Here is a 15267-nt window from a genome sequence, read left to right on the forward strand (position 1 = left end):
CGATTTTGAACGCTGCCGTTTTTTGAAACCGCTATGGCTCAGCAACTGAGAAATAGCTGCCTACTTCAGACCATCCCTAGGATCCTCTATCTTAAAAAATCCTTGCAATTAATGTTCAATGGAAAAATTCCTTCGAATTTCGGTTATTAGATGTCCGCACGATAGTTTTTGTTGGAAGATTTGCACTCGGCTCCTCAGTACGTTACAACAGCGCTCTCCTGGTATTGATCGACTTTGTTCAGAACTACATATGATCCCCGCAATTCAACACGATGAATCTCTCCACTCATATATCCATCGAGTTCTTTACCTCGACTCGATGAGTCCTGCCTCAGCGAAGTTGAGAGGGGTCTTGGCCTTCAACGTCGATTCGCGGGCTAAAGCAGCTGCTTCACTTATGACCTGGCCTGGATGCTACGGGTTTAATCGTGTGCTGCACAGTCATACGTGGTATCCAGTTTTTGGAATATTCAACAATGGCTATGATCGTTCTTACTCTCAACGGCGTTACAGTCCGAGGGCCAATTGCTCTGATATAGGAAAAAAAGAGCATGCTTATTGCCCTGAGTGTGTAAAGGAGGACTTTGTGAATTTAGGATTTCCATACTGGCGGCGTAGCCACAATGGTGATGTAACGGTCTGTGCCAAGCACAACGTTTTGCTGGTCGCTTCCTGCCATTCTTGCGGAGTACCCTTTACCACAACTTCTAACAATAGAGGGCATGGGCTAGAAGTCATGTGGTCCGGCTGCTCGGGAAAACAGATCACTGAGGTCGCCGTTGAATTCAATAAAAATCCTACCGCTTTGAAAGAAGCTAAATTCTACAGTGACGCTTTAGACTACGGCTACCTGATACCCCTTGAGGCCACCATCCGTCTACTGCAGCGGCGATTTAAGTACCTGAAAGCCTCGGGCAAAATTTTTACCTCCGTAGTGGAAGATGGTTTTCGCGCGCAGCGACTATTGATCGACAAGTTAGATTTGATCCAGCCGGGGCATGAACGCTCATTTTCATACGACGGTGATCGGCTCATAAAAGCCGCGATAGCCGTGTATGAAGACTTTAAAGAATTTGTGAATGATGTCCAGTTTGGCAACAATGATTTGCGCCCTGTCCAGTCCCTCTGGACTACCTATATTTCGGGAGGCTACGAATCCATTCAGTATATAGAGGAAGATTATTCTAGTGGCGTTGGCATCTGGTCGTGCCCCTACCCATCCATCAGATCTCTTGACCCATCCAGCCGAGACTCGGCCAAGGCACAGCGTTCACTGAAGTATCCTTGCTGCAACCCAGACAGCCTTGAGTCGTCGGGTTTGAGCGCCTCTGTCAAGGCAAAGGCTGCGGTGCCCAAGATTCCCATTCTCAAGCGCTTTTTGGAGGAGCAGAAAACTGCTACTGCAAATCTTTAGCCGCAATCCGGCCGACGATCCCCGTTGTCTTGGCTGAAATCTACCTGGCCGGGCACAGGCCAATTTTTCAGTGGAAGGCTCAGTTCTAGCCAGCGATTGAGCATCTCCACTCTTCCATCCTTGAAGCCCGCTACCAATCAAGATTCTTCGACGAAGGTGTTACTGGGCGAGGGTCATGATTCGGCTTTCGATTACCTGTTGCTCGCTTGCGTTGCCGCCCCTGAAGCTTGAGGAGCTGAATCGGACTCAATGGTATCTCCTCCATCAAGGGGGCCAGGATCTCGACATCGCCGAGCGCTCGCATGATGGCTATTACGGTGGCTAACGTACCTTTGCCTTGGTTCAACAGCGAGTACAGCGTCTGCCGAGACACCCCGGTCTCCTGACTTAGCTCGTCAAGGCTCATATTTCGGCGTAACCGAAGCTCTTGTAGGCGAAGTCCGATGGCTTTGCCAATTGCACCATCGGACATACTCCGGACGGACATAACGTCTAGCTTCCTTTACCCAAGTGATTGTTATCAGCATTAGCGTACGAAATTCACTACCTTATCCATTGGCTTGCTGATCAGGTGCGAGACACCATTTCGTTCAACCGGTCTTCTAGAAAGCGCAGTGTTGAAGCTTTGCCCAATCCTCTTATTGGGTCGCAGCTGACAAGACGACCTACTGCCGCAACTGACCAACCTTCCGCGTCATCGTCCAACGAAATCCAGCTGCTAAGTTGAGCTCGAGAGGCGTAACGGCTGATTTGTTGATATCTGGTTCGACCATCCCATTTCTCGTCATCCGCCCATTCTTTTGCCATGGAGCTGTGCCAGGTCGCTCCCACTACTCGCGACCCCAGCGCTGGCGGCAGGTACTTTGTTGCTCGCTTGAACCCAAGGTGCCGCACCCAACTGGTGCTGAGCACGAGCGATACAGTTGGAAATTTGATCAAAACCTTCTCCAGATTCGGCGCCCACATGAAGAGCTCACCGTCGCTGCGAAGGATCGGTCCATTACGTGAAAGGTAGACAGCGTCAGGGTGAAGGACGCCATCAAAATCCAGGAAAAGAACGTGATGTTTAGGCGTCAGCATGGGATCGCTACCTCTTCGGATGTGTGCAAGTCCTCAGCGCGGGAGGATTTGCTATTTTTTATCTGGGTATCAGGGAAACGGCTTAGTTACTCGGAGGCGTAAGTCCGTTAATACTGCGCAGCTTCTCCGTTGGAGCCGGTGAGACGCTGATTGAGCCGCCTTCAAGTCAGAAAACCTATAGACCTGCTGGTCCGAAAGGCCTGGCATACTCACGCGAACTCAGGACCGACCCCTTTGATCCTCTTGGCCCTGCTTCAAGCATGCGTCGTCAGGTCGGTAGGAGCCGGACTTTATTTGCTTCAACAACGCTCGCGTCCTTGGGTAGCGTCCTCGCTTTTCGAGCGAGCGAGACAGCGAAGGCACAAGCCTATAGAGGTTCTGCAAAGGGTTGTCTGTGTCATCCAGGTCAATCTTCCGCTCCAGCGTGGAGCTCACCAATTCAAAAAGCACGCAATCCCGGCGCTCCCAATCCACACTCGAATGATTGCCGCGATACCCAGTCGGCAACTGCTGGGCTTGTATGGTCAGCCAGTCTCTATCGTTTCTGTAGAGCCATGCATAAAGGCTTGGGCTGATTGTTCGTATGTCATTGGTGCTTGCGTTGGGGTTTTCTTTAACTGTACGTCTCCACTCTGCACGATGCGTGGCGAGGTTCTCCGTCTGCCGGTATTCGGTCCACATATCTTGAATGCCCGGCTCTGAGCGCACGATACGATTGAGCGTGCAAATCGTTATATCGAATCGCGCACATATCAGGTTTTTGATAACCCCAGCCTTTAGAAGCTGAATAATTCCAGCTCGGATGTGGGGCTTCAGTTTTTTGGGTCTGCGGGACGTCACCCGATTATTGGATGTGACAACGTCCTGCTTCAACCCCACTGGGCTCAGAGCACTGGAAGCCTGCATGCCATGAGGTCTGCTTCGTATAGATCTCAGGTGTTCGTATGCTGCGGTGAAGGATGAGAGTTCGCCAAACAGCCAACTCATGAAGCAAAGGTGCTTCAGCGGATGGCAGTGTCCACGTGGTTTTCGGGTCATCTGCTTGATGAAGACCGATGCACCTTCCGGTGTTAACGGGAGAGAGGTAAATGGAGGGTGCGGCTGTAACGGTGAGATGTGTTCGACAAAAGAGGATGCCGTGTCGATTCCCCTTGAGCCCGACGCTTCCATAAGGTGGAGTCTTTCCCTGTACACCTGGCTGACAAGCGCAGGGTTGAAACTCGTCGACTTGCCAAGCTCTGCAAGTCCCAGAATCATATTGCTGATGGAAACTAATACGCTGGCTGAGGACACTGGCAGCTCAATAGAGTCAAGCCACCTCTCGTCTGGAAGCACCCATCTGAAACGCCCCGACCATTGGCGGTTGATCGGGCACTCGCTCAAGGCGCAGCCATGAGTAGGGCATAGAAGGACACCTGGCCACTGGTGAGTCCGATGCCAATAGGCAACCCCGTGGGTATTTCGATCTTCTGCCATGCAGTAGAGGCATGCCCTGAGCGGATGTTCGGCACGGAAGCGACTGGTCAGCAGTCCCAACTGATATTTGATCGACCCAACCGACGGGCTTCTCATCAATGTTTCCACTGCCGCAATTCGTGATTCTGACTGAAACGGGCAAAACACAGGAAGTATGGTGTGATCATGGATGATGGATTCAACATCGCCCCAGTGGGCAGTGGCTCGTCTATTCAGACTATCCAGATTCCCCGGGAAATCATGCGTGATAGCTCGGCAGCCTGGGCCATATAGCCACGCAAGGGTGCTCCCGGTATCCAGAAGCCCCAACACATGGTGCTGCCTGCTGCAGAGGCTAAAGAACGTCTCATCCTTCAGCCAGCGAAGTATGGGGGCAGACTCTAATTTGCAGAGGAAAGCCATTGACTTATCTCTTTTAGAGCAGCTGTGAGAGTTTGAAAGCCTACATACCTGTAAATAGAGATCTGTAGGCTAGTAAAATATATCTACATGCAGAGATATTTGCTAATCCCTGGCTTCCAAGAGCGACAGCGATCAGTCGATTTGTCCCTGGAAGTTGTCATGATCTCAATGGCTGAAGCCTCAGCCGAGCTCATCTAAAGTTCAGGTATCGACATGCTACGCGCTTTTTGTTGTCACTGAGGAGCACCCAGCGGTAGTATATTTTGTTTATGAAGGCGTGCGTTCCTACCCGATAGACGGAGGGAATCCAACGATATTGCCTGCACTCTCAAAATCATCTGAAACAGAAAGGATCAGCTATGGCTTAACGATAAGGGTAAATCCAAGAAACCAAGTGGAGAAACAGGGGCTCAAGTGCAACCTTGGCCCCTGTGGATAAGTCAGTTTTCTCAGTTCTGACGTCCCCATTCTCTATCTCAACCTGCAAGGCGTCAAGCCTTGCATGACTTCGTTCGTCCACAAGAAACCAAGCGTTATCCACATAGCGCTTACATGCACTTGCCCGAACGGCGCGGGTTACCACCTAAGTCATTGATTTTATCCCCAACTGAGATGGCAGTGTGGTGACCTATAAGATTGGTATGATTTTATGAAACCGCTAGACAAATCTGCACTCAGCTTGAGCCGCCAAAGTTGGCTCGAGTGGCGTGGCGGATACGCTGCCGCATCATTGGCAATGCCACGAAAAGCTCCGAAGGACTGCCAGGTCTGCGGACTTAACAATCGTCGGTTAGGCGGGGCCTTACCCTCACCCTCGACCCGGGCTGAGGTTTTCACACAGTTTGCGCTTCGCAACTGTTTACATGCAGATCTTCACACTGAGCTGGAACAGCGGTATTGCACCACTGCCTCCGTAGGAACAATTCCAGTCTACCGAGCTGAAACCCCGCTCACTGTGATCGCCAAGTTGTGCCCGCCGCCACCGGCTTACGGGGCTGGAATCTGCAGCAGCGCCGAGATGGAGTGCTGGGGATGAATTTCCAGCAGCGCTACATTTTGATGATGCGCCGGCAGCGAGACTTTCGGTGGGGTGATGAATATGTGCCCTCGACCCTTGCCACTGTCCGCGAGGCTCCGAAGGGGTCGCGTGTCAGTCGCCTGAATAGTCGAAAACTAGGTCGTACGCTCCATGCCCTATCTACGCCTGAGCGAGTATTCACGCTGCTGGCCCTCCATCACCCAGGGCTCTTCGATTTCCACGAGCAGAAAATGCTCTCACCCTCGTCAACGATTCATCCTTTATACGGGCATTCACTCACACGCGGAATCGTCTTCGCGCCGATGGTAGGGACATTGGAAATCGCGCAGGAGATTGGGCTGGAGCATAGCCTTGTCCTAGTGAGCGATGATGACGGGAACCGTGGATGGCAGGCCTTTCCATATCAGGGAGATTTGCTGCTATACATCCGGTCCCCTGACGGTGTTGCCTATGCCGTCAACTGGACGATTAAGTATATGCAGGAGGATTTTACGGAGCGTCGTAGATCGGCAGTTAAAACCAGGGCACAGCTGAAAAAGGATAGACTGCATGCAGACTTAAGGCTGCGGCTGGAGGAGGAGTACTACGCCCGAGGGGGCATCAGAACGATACAGCTCACTCCCGACATGCTCGATCCGGTAGCCATTGCAAATCTTAACCTCCTGTGGGGTTGCCATACGCGGGAGCTCACTCTTGAGCCAGCGCTGCTTTCTGATTTCAGCAGCGACCTCAGCGTCGCAGTAAAAGCAGGTACGCCCCCATTTGAAACCGCTCTGCGATATGCCGCTCGGTGGGGATCAGGCGACCAATTTCGCACTCGGATTTACCAGGATATTTGGAACCGTGGCCTCCAGGTCAACTTGCTGAAGCGGTTACATATCGATCATCCACTCGCTATTGAAGGTGGGGACCTTATCGAAGTCTATCGCGACTTTTTTCAGGGTACACCATCGTGATCACGGGTTCCAAGATCACAGCTCCGAACGGGTACAAAGGATTCTCGAAAGAGGACGTCTATTACTTCCTCCAAAATGATGCTGCAAACAATTGTGTCAGGCTCGTTCAATTCACCGAAATATTAGCGACTACTAAAGACAAAAAAAAAGTAAATTCAGGTACGAAGGCGACGACGATGAGGACCAAACTGCTCACCTTGTCGTCGCTAGACTTTGAAGAGGCCATTGAGGACGAGTTATTAGTCGAGAGCCCTGACCGGGAAAACTTTCCGCCATGGCTTTATCGAATCAAAGGCATAAGCATCGCTGCCCTTGAGGACGAGAGAGTTCACAGAAAAGAAAGCTACTTGGAAAAAGTAGACCGCAAATATGCTGCTATCGCCGAGTTAATTCCTCGTGCTCGGGAGATATTATCTGGAGCTGACCCGGATAGGGAAATCGGCGCCCACGGCCGAAAACTGAACGAGAACACTACTAGGGTAAGACTCTGGTTTTACACGTACATCGTATTCGGCCGGAACAAGTGGGCATTAATGGATCGCTCAAAAAATATTGGTCACTGGAACCGAGATGAAAAGATAAGCCCCCAAAAACTTGGGCGCCCTTCAAAGAATGGGTGTAAATCTGGCTTTCACACTACGCCAGAAATGAAAGAGCTAATTCTGAAAGGGTACAAGGCCTACAAGTCAAAGTATAAATCTCAGAATAAAATTTACCGTGCAGTTTTAACCAATATTTTTGGTTGTGTTTCAGATGGCAATCAGTTTTATCATCCCCAAGGTAAGCCTTTTCCTAGCAGGGCTCAGTATCGCCGATGCGTCACAAAACATGTTGATCCTGCGGTCCTACTCGAAGAAGAAAAGGGCTCCTCTAAAGCACGTGACTTATCAGGGGAAATGGGTAGTTTTTCTGCAGGACTTCAAGCAGTCCATCAGCGGGTCGAGTTTGACGGGTACTACGTTAGCGAAAAGCTTACAGGTGTCGCCGAAGGTAGTATTATTAACAGCTTTTGCGTCGTTCGGGCTGTGTGCGTACTGTCTGGCCAAATTACGGGCATAGGATTCGCTCGAGAGAAAGAAACCATGGAGGCATACAGGATGTGCTTATTTTCCATGGCAATGGACAAGGTCAAATTTGCTGAATTTTTCGGGGTGAAGATACACGCCTGGGAGTGGCCGTGCTTAGGGCTGGCCGGGGATATCGTGGTCGACAGAGGCCCTGCCTCTGGGCTCGATTGCCTTCCAGAAATCAAGTGGCTTTCGGCGTTTGAATTGCCGCCACCTTATTCTGGTCAATCTAAAGCAACTGTTGAGTCGTCGCACCCTCGCGATAGAAAAAACCACGATCAGCCAGCTTTTTTCCATAGCTCGCACATATTTACTGAGGTAGTGCATCGCGAAATATTGAGGGTGCTTAAGGATAATAGAAGCTCTAACGCTACAAAGCGCATGGAGGACCTGTATGCGTATGGCGTAGAACCAACGCCGCACGGGGTATGGAGCTACTATTCGAGTGTTGGAAGAGATCTTTCTGTAGAAATGCCTTTTGACGATGCGGTGAGGTCTTTTTTGTCAAAAGAGACCGTAGTAATCAAAAAAGATGCAGTCTATTTATATGGAAGAAAATACAGTTCACAGTCTCTTGTGGGGACTGGTATTTTTAATCGTGTTGCGCGAGGCTCAACTATTAAAGCCGAGGCGTACGTACTGAACATGTGCGTCCGCAGTATCTGGATCGAGCTGCACGGTCAGCTTCATCAACTGTATGCGATGATCCCAATGAGTATGCCAGAAGACAGTTCGTATTTGACCTTGGAGGATTTGAAGAGGCTTAATGAATCTAGAAAAAATTCCAATCGCGCTCAGGAAGATAAAAGTCTTGCGGTTTCACAACACTATGAAGACCGACTCAAACAGGCTATAGGAAAAGATTGGGATGACGGCCGGCTGGTTATCGGGCAACCGAAAAAGAGTGCGGCTTCAATTCGTGATAGTACAGATCAGAAAAAATTAACCGGGGTCAAAAAATGAGCGATACGGTACTGTCTCGGTTTAAAGGCTGTACGGACATCAACGCTATCCGCGACACGATTACTGTCAATCCGCCCCCTGTCGCCGGATTGATTCGTTTGGACAAGTTCATCGCAGGGGCGGTTTTCCGTGATGCGTTGGAAAAGATCTTTGTCCCGACCCAGTTTACCTTAGAATTTATTCAGGAAATGGTGGGTCGGTCGGAGCTTTATTGTCGCCGTATGTTTGGAAGCAATCTGAGCTATAAAAAAAATCTCTACTCTGAAAGTGCCGACGGGGTCATGCCAATTTGTCTGACTGGCCTCGCTGGTATAGGCAAGAGCCAGACCATCGCTGCCCTTTTTAAGGTGATGCCTCAACCCACCGATTTATGTTCGGATCACTTTGTTGAGCCAGTGCCCATCATCTCTCATTGGTTTGCATCCGCGCGAGGCAAAGCTGGTGGAAAACAGCTTCTCATGGATTTCTTGGACATCTCGAGCGCGAAAAACCTCAACCAGGCCAAGCTGTTAGTCGAGTGTAGAAAGCGTGCTAATAAGCTTGCCGTGGCGTTAGTGACCCTGGATGAAATTCAGCATATGAGCACAGGGGACGGTGCCGCGAAGCTCACTGAAGTCCTACTCACCCTTGCGAAATTAGGGCTTCCAATGATCTATGTCTCTAATTACAGCTCGGGTCATAAACTGATGGGGCGCAATAGCGAAGACAGACATCGTCTACTCACCAATCCACGCCTTATGCCATCTGACGCACCTGAAGACGCGGCTTGGCAGGAGTACGTGAACGAGTGCGTACGGGTCAGCAATGGCCTGCTAGACAACATCGAAAGTAGGCAGCTTGCGTATGAGCTGTGGAGGCTGTCGTTCGGTGTCAAACGCCTGGCTGTGCAGATATTGGAGCTTGCCTACGTTGAGGCTCGATCCGCACGGCGCAGCGGAATTACTATTAACGATCTCGATCAAGCCTACGTCTCCACGGCGTATACCGCCAGTCGCCAGGAAGTAGAAGAGCTCAACCTCATTGCGGCCGGGCAGAAGAGTCCCAGAAAAGATCTCGTATGCCCGTTCGAGCTTCCCCCGCAAGCTCGAACGAATGTGGTGAGTATTTCAGCAGAGCGAGATCATCGCGTTCAGACCACGGTACTCAACTCAGTAATGACCAAGGAGGAGAAAGAGGCAGTGGAGGCGCTCAGAGACGAAATACCAGGGCTGGCAAGGACACCTCCGAAACCCAAGAGGCAGCCTCCGATTTCCAAACCAAGCGCTGAGGAGCTGGCTCAGAAGCACCTGCAATTCAAGTTAACGCCGGAGCCACGTACACCACGGAAATGATCAGCCTTCCTTGGTTTGGTTCTGCCCATGGTTGTCTCCATCCACAGCGGCTGCGAGCCGTAACGGGCCGGCGCGTAGCAAGTCCTTCGATGGCGTTGCTCAGCGGACCTCTGACAGTTACACGAGACTCCCAACGTGATGCTGATCATTCGCTACGGACGGACTTTCAATACTTCATTATTGCTAGCGCCATCGGCCAGGCTTGGGGCAACCGCTGTTTGATCTTCCCGCGTGTCTGATCGTACTGGCATGTCTACTGACCGGGGCGCTCCATCTCGCAGTGGGTTCGGCAGCCGTCGCCTGCTTGGCGCCTTTAGAACGATTCTGGCCATGCTTCAAGCCAATCCTCATTTGAGTCCGGCCGCCATAGTCAGTGCAATCGGCAGCGGCGTTATAGGCTTCGCATAGCTCACAGACAGTCTGATCTGGCTGGGTAAGGAGTATTTGGCGCGGAGTCTGACGGACGCGATCAAATGCATCTCCGGCGGAGCCATGATCGCTTCTGTTCCAGGGCTGTGCTGCGTGCGCGTTTTAGATTTTGCGAGGGCACTGAAAGGCTCAAGGAGTGATTCGCCAAGCCGATAACGAGAGGACGGAAACTGTTTCTCGTAGCGGGGCAATTTGTTCATTGGGGAACCCCGTGCAAATTTCCCAGCCTGAGTCTATAGTCCGCGTGAATGCGGTCACTGAAATCTTTGATGAATCAGTGAGTAATAGCCAAAAGCTATTGAAGCAGATCAAATTTTAGGAAGCACTCCGTTCTTCATGAAAATTTCCCCTACGCCCCGCGTTGTTTACGCGAACAATCCGCTGGCCGAAGTCGTATGTCAGATACGTTTTCAGCGCATCGAGTTGGCCGCTTCCGCGCTTGAGGAGCTCGAACGAGACTTGAATGGTCGTGGTTACAGCCACCGTCATGATGAACAGTCATTCAATGTGGTGCTGGAGCCTGGTCAGGACGGATCCCCCTCTATACCAAAAATGGTGCAAGGCGACAGCATCCACCATTTTTCGCATCCCGACGGAAGCGCTAAAGTTTCGATCTCACCCGAGTTTATCGCGTACACGGTGACTAACTACCGCAGCTGGGACGACTACCTTCCTGGGCTGCTTACAGCGGTGACCGAACTCAATGCTCAGATCGGCACGTTAGGTGTTGTCCGAATTGGCTTACGTTACCGTGACGTGATAGAGCGATCAGTACTGGGTCTCGATGGAACACCATGGCATGAGTTGATCAATCCCTTCATGCTCGGCCCTCTCGCTGATAACGCGCTTTGCGAAGCTGGTGGCGTTGACGAGGATGCCTTTGAAAGCCAAGTCTCCCAATCGCTGATGCGTTTAGAAGGGTGTAGCTTGCTTCTTCAGACCTCTTTACTAACATCCGTAACGGACGCTTCAAAAGCGTTCCTTATAGATGCTGATTTCTTTCATGAGATGGATATCAACGAAGAATGCGGTAATGCCGCACAGTCTTCTAAAGAGCTTGTCACACTGCTAGAGATGTTGCACAGCAACGCCGGTGCTTTGTTTCGGCGAGCCATAACGGAGAAGCTCCATAATGCCCTCAGCCCTCAGTAAAACGTGGCTCTCGCCTGAAATCTCGGGCAGGGACACTCACCAACGCTATCGCAGCCAGGTCGACCTTGGTAGTGCTTTTGGTCTACCCGATTTGAACCAGTCTCTCCGTCAGTTTCGAGATGTGGTTTACATGGTAGGCAGCTACCATTCGGCTGCAGAAAAGACATTGAAATCTTATTTCAGGTCGAACCATAAGATCGCTACCTACAATAAGCTGCGCGCACTGATCTCGGTGGAGAACAATTCCACTGACGTGGATAGCTTAACCATCACGGCTGAAACCGCTCTCGAAGCTGTTCTCGAGTTTGGCCCGGCGATCATCCCTACCAAGGATCTGTCAGGCATCCAGATCCAGGGGGAGCAGTTAGCGACCTTGCTGCGCGCAACGTACTCGTGGCGTGAAGAGATCCCGGGATGGGGCGGCGCTTTGGATCTAGCCAAACAGAAATTAGCCAAACAGGGCGTCGACCCTGACGATGCTCTTTATGGCATGGCCTAAGAGTCAGTAAATGGCATTTGGTAATGTAAACAATGTTGCGCTGTCCGAGCATGAAATCGCGATTGCCCTCTTCCACAGTGATTTAGGGGGTGGTCACCTGGGCATCATTTTCAATGAGAAGGGAAATGAGCTGAAGGTGATGGAGCTCGGATGGCATCACACGTTTTACGTTTCCGATATTCCTCATCGAAAATGCGGCATTGCTATACCGCTTGCGCTTCCGCCCAAGGCGGGCAAGTCAGTAGTGGCAGTCGTGCGCGCAATTTCCAGAAAGAAGCCGAAAATCTCTTACGGAATTGACTTCATTGCCTCTAAAGGGTCGTTTGTCGGGTCCGTATATTCCCCACCAAAGGGCAGTGATGGGCTCACATGCTCGTCTTTCGTTCTGGAGGTTCTGAGATCTGCCGCTGTGCTGTTGGCGCCGATGTCGATTTGACCCAGTTGCCGAGATGTCTCTGACCCGGTCTGGTTGCTCGCTAACTCCTGCCTGTATTGGACTTGTACCGATATTGAGTTGGGTCAGCCTTGCGTTGGCACATGGGTCAATTCGGCATCGGCCTCAACAGACAGGGGATCGCAATACGTCAGCATCCGCTATAGCGAACGGCTGGCCGAGGTCGGCATCGAGCCCTCGGTCGGCAGCCGTGGCGACAGCTACGACAACGCATTGGCCGAGACGATCAACGGCCTGTACAAAGCCGAACTGATCCACCGTCGTGCGCCCTGGAAAAGCCGGGAATCCGTCGAGCTGGCCACCCTGGAATGGGTCGCCTGGTTCAACCATCAACACCTGCACTCATCGATCGGCTATATCCTGCCCGCGGAGGCTGAGGCAAACTACTACAACCAACTCGGCAGAACTGCCGAAAAGGCCGTTTTACTTTAACCAAATGCCCTCCGCGAAACCCGGGGCGGTTCAGAGCGTGCCCATAGTGATTCCCTAGAATTTGATTTTCCATTCAATTGGACTTGCTGGTCTTCAGATACACTTTCTGCGCATTACGCATGTACTGGACGGGCTCAGGCGTGGGTGGCTTTTTCCTTAGTCGCGATGCTTGAGGCCCACTGAAAGCCGACAGTTACGTGACTCAATACTCCCCTGCCTGAAAGGCCAGCACGCCCGATCCTTCATGCTGGGAGTTTGCCGGACGATCGTCAGCTTGACCTTCTGCGGAGACTCAGCCCGAGGAGGGATAGAGGGGCTGTGATTAAAGGTGACGATGTTGTGAGCGCCCGTCGGAACAAAGTTCTGATCATTGAAGCGGGTTTGCCGAGGCCCGGGGTTAGGACTCGTGTCCAACGATGTTGGACTCGAGCGTACGACAGAGCCTCTGTCCACCTCTGCGTTCAACACCTGAGCTTTGGACTCCATCGACGCGACTCCTCGGTGGGGCTCCGATCGGGTTGACCACAGCAAAGCGCTTACTCCAATAACACTGCCTATTGCTAGGTACGCGACAAGATTTTGCACGCCACGCCGGGGGCTTCTTCGGGTAATTCGTTCCGGGGCATCACTGAGTTCTGCTTTCATCCATGACCTACCTGTGATCTCTTTTTGCACATCGGCAACATTCTGGAAGCGATCTTCCCGTTGACGCTCGGACGCGAAAGACGCGCCCTGGTACTGCCAAAGGCCTGTGGTGCACAGCGGATTTTTCCTAGATCAGTTGCCATCGTTACCAGCGGATAGATCGATGTCGGATTTCAGTTCTGAATCCCACCAGTTCGATTTTGAAATCACTAAAACCATCCAAACGATGCCGACAATTACGGGAGTAAGAGCCAGGGCAATCGTGGTAGCCGAATAACTGGCGTGCGCCATCGCCGCCCAAATCACTGCGCCAATTACAAACAATGCATTGACGATACGTTTACGGACTTGATTGATCTTCATCGCTACCTTCCTTAAACAGTTTGCTGGTCGCCAGGGACAGCGTTCATAGTGCCCGCCAAGGCCTCCCCAGCCTCGGTAAGCAGGTAGTGACCGAACAGCGTCTGTACCATAAGCCCACGCTTCACCAAGGCATCACAAGTGCGTACACGCGCAGCAAGGGACAGGGGGCCATGAACGCCAAAATCATCGTAGTCATCACCGTTGCCCATGCGCTTGAGGACGTTTTGCATCGAACCGCTGAGCTTCGTTGTCATGGCGTCGAATTCCTGATTACACGGCTCAATGGCTGGCCCATCGGTTTCCCCTGTCAACGCTTCACCCTGCACCTCACGGTGCAACATGCATGACTCGGGGTCTGGTTGATTCGCCGTTTGTTACCAGTATCGAACTTTCATCGACCATCCTCTGCCAGCTTTAACTTGCGCTCTAAGCGTCCGGTTAAATCACGATTGATCTCTGTCACGCTTTGCCAAAGCCAAGCAATGAACGCAACCAGCCTGCCGACTTCCGTTCATAGAAGGGTGCGGTCTCCTTGAGGAAGTAATCGCTAAGGCCGGATTCCCCTTCGTGAACGCGACAGAGGTCAACGGGTTCGTCATCCGGAGCGGTATCTCTGGCTACGATACCGACTTCGCGCATGACCCGTTCAAAATCTCCGCCCGCTTCAATACCAATGATGAGATGAGGCTTTTGATCAATCGATGGGTCATGCATCAACGCCAGAAATGCACGTTTTACGTTGCGATGTTTGGCGAGTAACTGAGTGAGCGAGTTGACCATCCTGGACGGGTATTTCGACGGCTGTCCGAGCAGCACGTTCGTGTCTTTTTCAACCGTACGCTGCATCGGCTTCTGGCCTATCTCGCCGGAGAGCAGATGGCGCACTTCCTCCGGCAAAAACTCTTTCCCGTAAGCAGATTTTGGATTGAGGAAAAGAGGGGCGCCCAGTGTGATTTCAAACAGCGATCTGGCCGGAATCTCTAGGTAGGATTCCTCGCTCTCTATGGATCCTTGCAGGGTTGACAACGAAGAAAAAAACGGAATGACAGCGGAGCCGTCAGCCTTGTGCCAATTCGCGATGCTGATGTTGCTACCTGCTTCGAGTGTGACATGACCTTTGCCAGTCTCAGCTGTGCCAAGCACATAGACAGTGGAGTTCAACAGCGTCTTGAAAAAGTCTGGTCGATGGGCCGGCTCATCCGCCGCCAGCCTGAGTGATTGTTCGAGGGTGTTTTCTTGGTGGGTATGCATGATATCTATCCGTGGCTCCATCAAAACTGACAAAAATTGAGCGCAACAGCGCGTAGTTTTTCCCTTTCCTGTATTCAATGACGCACCGGTACCGGCACACCACCCAGTTGTGCAGTCAAGACTGGATGAGTTAGGTGACCTGCACGAGGCAATCGCCTTACTCGCACGGCCCCTACGTCCCCGACCCCGGTTATTCGGGCCGGGATTTGGGCGTAGCCTCAATCTTCCATGGATTGAATCGCCCCGGATTTTCTAGACACTCTCCAAGCTCAGGAAATAGCGTTTCTCATACTCTACTGGAGACAGCTGCATAG

At 51.7% G+C, this 15267-nt stretch carries 13 protein-coding genes and 2 pseudogenes; 8 read left to right on the top strand and 7 right to left on the bottom strand.

The features are described from left to right. Positions 1-250 precede the first annotated feature (250 nt). The gene (locus CE491_RS01095) at positions 251-1414 is read left to right on the top strand and encodes a TniQ family protein (RefSeq protein ID WP_199884932.1); all 1164 of its coding nucleotides are present in this window, start codon (positions 251-253) and stop codon (positions 1412-1414) included. 130 nt (positions 1415-1544) lie between these two features. Here the strand turns inward: CE491_RS01095 and CE491_RS01100 are convergent, their stop codons facing one another. From CE491_RS01100 to CE491_RS31110, 4 genes and pseudogenes are all read right to left on the bottom strand, one after another. Continuing rightward, positions 1545-1901: a helix-turn-helix domain-containing protein gene (locus CE491_RS01100; protein WP_110946533.1), complete on the bottom strand. Its 357-nt coding sequence runs from the start codon at positions 1899-1901 to the stop codon at positions 1545-1547. Positions 1902-1981: 80 nt separating this feature from the next. Next, a complete protein-coding gene (locus tag CE491_RS01105) occupies positions 1982-2494 on the bottom strand; it encodes an HAD domain-containing protein (RefSeq protein ID WP_110946534.1) in 513 nt (170 codons plus the stop codon). Positions 2495-2713: 219 nt separating this feature from the next. After that, positions 2714-3787: a TnsD family Tn7-like transposition protein gene (locus tag CE491_RS30565; RefSeq protein ID WP_234407466.1), complete on the bottom strand. Its 1074-nt coding sequence runs from the start codon at positions 3785-3787 to the stop codon at positions 2714-2716. 99 nt (positions 3788-3886) lie between these two features. Beyond that, positions 3887-4372, bottom strand: a pseudogene (locus CE491_RS31110) (TniQ family protein); the annotation flags it as partial. Positions 4373-5404: 1032 nt separating this feature from the next. On the opposite strand from CE491_RS31110, the gene CE491_RS01115 reads away from it, so the two are divergent. From CE491_RS01115 to CE491_RS01145, 7 genes and pseudogenes are all read left to right on the top strand, one after another. Next, positions 5405-6367, top strand: coding sequence for a PDDEXK family nuclease (locus tag CE491_RS01115; RefSeq protein WP_110946536.1), 963 nt, complete (start codon positions 5405-5407; stop codon positions 6365-6367). Next, positions 6364-8397 (top strand): transposase, encoded by a 2034-nt coding sequence (locus CE491_RS30570; RefSeq protein ID WP_234407467.1) that lies wholly within the window; start codon positions 6364-6366, stop codon positions 8395-8397. The genes CE491_RS01115 and CE491_RS30570 overlap by 4 nt, the downstream gene beginning before the upstream one ends. Beyond that, the gene (locus CE491_RS01125) at positions 8394-9728 is read left to right on the top strand and encodes a transposase (RefSeq protein WP_110946537.1); all 1335 of its coding nucleotides are present in this window, start codon (positions 8394-8396) and stop codon (positions 9726-9728) included. The genes CE491_RS30570 and CE491_RS01125 overlap by 4 nt, the downstream gene beginning before the upstream one ends. Positions 9729-10493: 765 nt before the next feature. Beyond that, entirely contained in the window at positions 10494-11309 is an 816-nt protein-coding gene (locus tag CE491_RS01130) for a TIGR04255 family protein (RefSeq protein ID WP_110946538.1), read from the top strand. After that, complete coding sequence (locus CE491_RS01135) at positions 11290-11808, top strand: hypothetical protein (protein WP_110946539.1); 519 nt, start codon at positions 11290-11292, stop codon at positions 11806-11808. The genes CE491_RS01130 and CE491_RS01135 overlap by 20 nt, the downstream gene beginning before the upstream one ends. A gap of 10 nt (positions 11809-11818) precedes the next feature. After that, complete coding sequence (locus CE491_RS01140; protein WP_110946540.1) at positions 11819-12244, top strand: hypothetical protein; 426 nt, start codon at positions 11819-11821, stop codon at positions 12242-12244. Positions 12245-12370: 126 nt separating this feature from the next. Beyond that, positions 12371-12694: pseudogene (locus tag CE491_RS01145) on the top strand (integrase core domain-containing protein); the annotation flags it as partial. Positions 12695-13471: 777 nt separating this feature from the next. Here the strand turns inward: CE491_RS01145 and CE491_RS01155 are convergent. From CE491_RS01155 to sseB, 3 genes are all read right to left on the bottom strand, one after another. Beyond that, positions 13472-13702: a hypothetical protein gene (locus tag CE491_RS01155; RefSeq protein WP_110946542.1), complete on the bottom strand. Its 231-nt coding sequence runs from the start codon at positions 13700-13702 to the stop codon at positions 13472-13474. A gap of 11 nt (positions 13703-13713) precedes the next feature. Then, the gene (locus tag CE491_RS01160) at positions 13714-14043 is read right to left on the bottom strand and encodes a hypothetical protein (RefSeq protein ID WP_199884934.1); all 330 of its coding nucleotides are present in this window, start codon (positions 14041-14043) and stop codon (positions 13714-13716) included. 118 nt (positions 14044-14161) lie between these two features. After that, positions 14162-14953 (bottom strand): enhanced serine sensitivity protein SseB, encoded by a 792-nt coding sequence (sseB, locus tag CE491_RS01165; RefSeq protein WP_110946543.1) that lies wholly within the window; start codon positions 14951-14953, stop codon positions 14162-14164. Between the last annotated feature and the right edge of the window lie 314 nt (positions 14954-15267).

Origin of the sequence: Pseudomonas bohemica (assembly GCF_002934685.1) — a bacterium.
GTDB lineage: Bacteria > Pseudomonadota > Gammaproteobacteria > Pseudomonadales > Pseudomonadaceae > Aquipseudomonas > Aquipseudomonas bohemica.